Origin of the sequence: Pseudoflavonifractor sp. MCC625 (assembly GCF_018784545.1) — a bacterium.
Classification (GTDB): domain Bacteria; phylum Bacillota; class Clostridia; order Oscillospirales; family Oscillospiraceae; genus Pseudoflavonifractor_A; species Pseudoflavonifractor_A gallinarum.
The window spans coordinates 2,501-5,403 of the sequence record NZ_WQOJ01000038.1; the positions used below are offsets into that span (position 1 = coordinate 2,501).

The window sequence follows — 2,903 nt, forward strand, 5'->3', positions numbered from 1 at the left end:
TCTTGATGATTTTGAGAACAGCGAAGGCTGTTCTACAAGGTCAAGCTAGAAAGAGCGCAAGGGGAATGCCTTGGCATCAGGAGCCGATGAAGGACGTGACAAGCTGCGATAAGCTTCGGGGAGCTGCACATGAGCTTTGATCCGGAGATTTCCGAATGGGGAAACCCGCTGGAGCAATACTCCAGCATCCTGCGTTGAATCAAATAGGCGTAGGAAGGGAACCGCCTGAACTGAAACATCTAAGTAGGGCGAGGAAGAGAAATCAACCGAGATTCCGCTAGTAGTGGCGAGCGAACGCGGAAGAGGCCAAACCGGAGGATTTATTCTCCGGGGTTGTGGACTCACACAACGGTAGAATAGTTTAGCCGAATGGTATGGGAAGGCCAACCGTAGCGGGTGATAGTCCCGTAGGCGAAAGACGACTTCTATCAGTGAGGATCCAGAGTACCACTGGACACGTGAAACCCGGTGGGAAACTGGGGGGACCACCCTCCAAGCCTAAATACTACCTGATGACCGATAGAGGAGCAGTACCGTGAGGGAAAGGTGAAAAGGACCCCGGGAGGGGAGTGAAATAGAACCTGAAACCTTGTGCTTACAAGCACTCAAAGCCCGTTAAAGGGTGATGAGGTACCTTTTGTAGAATGGTCCGGCGAGTTATTGTCACTAGCAAGCTTAAGGTATTCAGTACCGGAGGCGAAGCGAGAGCGAGTCTGAATAGGGCGTATGAAGTTAGTGGCAATAGACCCGAAACCGGGTGACCTATCCATGGGCAGGTTGAAGTGGGGGTAAAACCCCATGGAGGACCGAACGCACGCTCGTTGCAATGATCGGCGATGACCTGTGGATAGCGGTGAAATTCCAATCGAACTCGGAGATAGCTGGTTCTCCCCGAAATAGCTTTAGGGCTAGCGTCAACTTAGATTACCGGAGGTAAAGCACTGAATGGGCTAGGGGCCGATAAGGTTACTGAACCCTATCAAACTAAGAATGCCGGATAATTGATGGTTGGCAGTCAGACAGTGTGAGATAAGTTTCATTGTCAAAAGGGAAACAGCCCAGACCCACAGCTAAGGTCCCTAATACATGCTAAGTGGAAAACGATGTGGAGTTGCGAAAACAACCAGGATGTTGGCTTAGAAGCAGCCACTCATTAAAAGAGTGCGTAATAGCTCACTGGTCGAGTGACTCTGCGCGGAAAATATAACGGGGCTAAGCATGTAACCGAAGCTTGGGCTTGTCGTAAGACAGGGGTAGGGGAGCGTCGAATATGGGGTGAAGTCGTAGCGAGAGCAGCGGTGGACTGTATTCGAGTGAGAATGCCGGAATGAGTAGCGAGAATTATGTGGGAATCATAATGGCCGAAAATCTAAGGTTTCTTGGGGAAGGTTCGTCCGCCCAAGGTAAGCCGGGAGCTAAGGCGAGGCCGCAAGGCGTAGTCGATGCACATACGGTAGAAATTCCGTAGCCGCCGAACTTTAAGCACGCTGACACTTTGGAATAGGAGAACCCGGGCGTTGGTTGACCCGGGCGTAAGGGACCGAAATATAGTAGGGAAGTCTTCGATGTCCAGAGGCGAGAAAAGGCGTGAGGTATACTAAGGCGCCCGTACCGCAAACCGACACAGGTAGATGAGGAGAGAATCCTAAGGCCAACGGGAGAAGGGTTGTTAAGGAACTCGGCAAATTGGCCCCGTAACTTCGGGATAAGGGGCGCCTCCTACGGGAGGCCGCAGTGAAAAGGCCCAAGCGACTGTTTACCAAAAACACAGGTCTATGCTAAATCGAAAGATGACGTATATGGGCTGACGCCTGCCCGGTGCTGGAAGGTTAAGAGGAGAGCTTAGCGCAAGCGAAGGTTTGAATTGAAGCCCCAGTAAACGGCGGCCGTAACTATAACGGTCCTAAGGTAGCGAAATTCCTTGTCAGGTAAGTTCTGACCCGCACGAATGGCGTAACGATTTGGGCACTGTCTCAACAGCCCACCCGGCGAAATTGTTGTACTGGTGAAGAAGCCAGTTACCCGCAACTAGACGGAAAGACCCCATGGAGCTTTACTGTAGCTTAATACTGGAAATCGGTAAATCATGTACAGGATAGGTGGGAGACTTGGAAGTACGGGCGTCAGCTCGTATGGAGTCACCCTTGGGATACCACCCTTGATTTGCTGGTTTTCTAACCTGCGGCCGTGAATCCGGTCGGGGGACACTGTTAGGTGGGCAGTTTGACTGGGGCGGTCGCCTCCAAAAAGGTAACGGAGGCGCTCAAAGGTTCGTTCAGCACGGACGGAAATCGTGCAGTGAGTGTAAACGCATAAACGAGCCTAACTGCGAGACCGACGGGTCGAGCAGTAACGAAAGTTGGAGTTAGTGATCCGGCGGTATGTGAGTGGAAATGCCGTCGCTCAACGGATAAAAGCTACCCTGGGGATAACAGGCTGATCTCCCCCAAGCGTCCACAGCGACGGGGAGGTTTGGCACCTCGATGTCGGCTCGTCGCATCCTGGGGCTGTATTCGGTCCCAAGGGTTTGGCTGTTCGCCAATTAAAGCGGCACGCGAGCTGGGTTCAGAACGTCGTGAGACAGTTCGGTCCCTATCTGTTGCGGGCGTAAGAGATTTGAAGGGAGCTGTCCTTAGTACGAGAGGACCGGGATGGACAGACCGCTGGTGTACCAGTTGTCCTGCCAAGGGCACGGCTGGGTAGCTACGTCTGGACGAGATAAACGCTGAAAGCATCTAAGCGTGAAACTCCCCCTAAGATTAGATCTCTCACTCTTTATGAGGTAAGGCTCGATGTAGACTACATCGTTGATAGGCCGGAGGTGGAAGTGTGGTAACACATGCAGCTGACCGGTACTAATAAGCCGAGGGCTTGACCTTAACAAGAAGCAATGCAGGCGCTTG

1 rRNA gene is annotated in these 2,903 nt (G+C 52.3%); it reads left to right on the forward strand.

Annotation, left to right across the window (positions count from 1 at the left end):
* Positions 1-38: 38 nt before the first annotated feature.
* Positions 39-2,879 (forward strand): 23S ribosomal RNA (locus GPK94_RS12520).
* Positions 2,880-2,903: the final 24 nt, after the last annotated feature.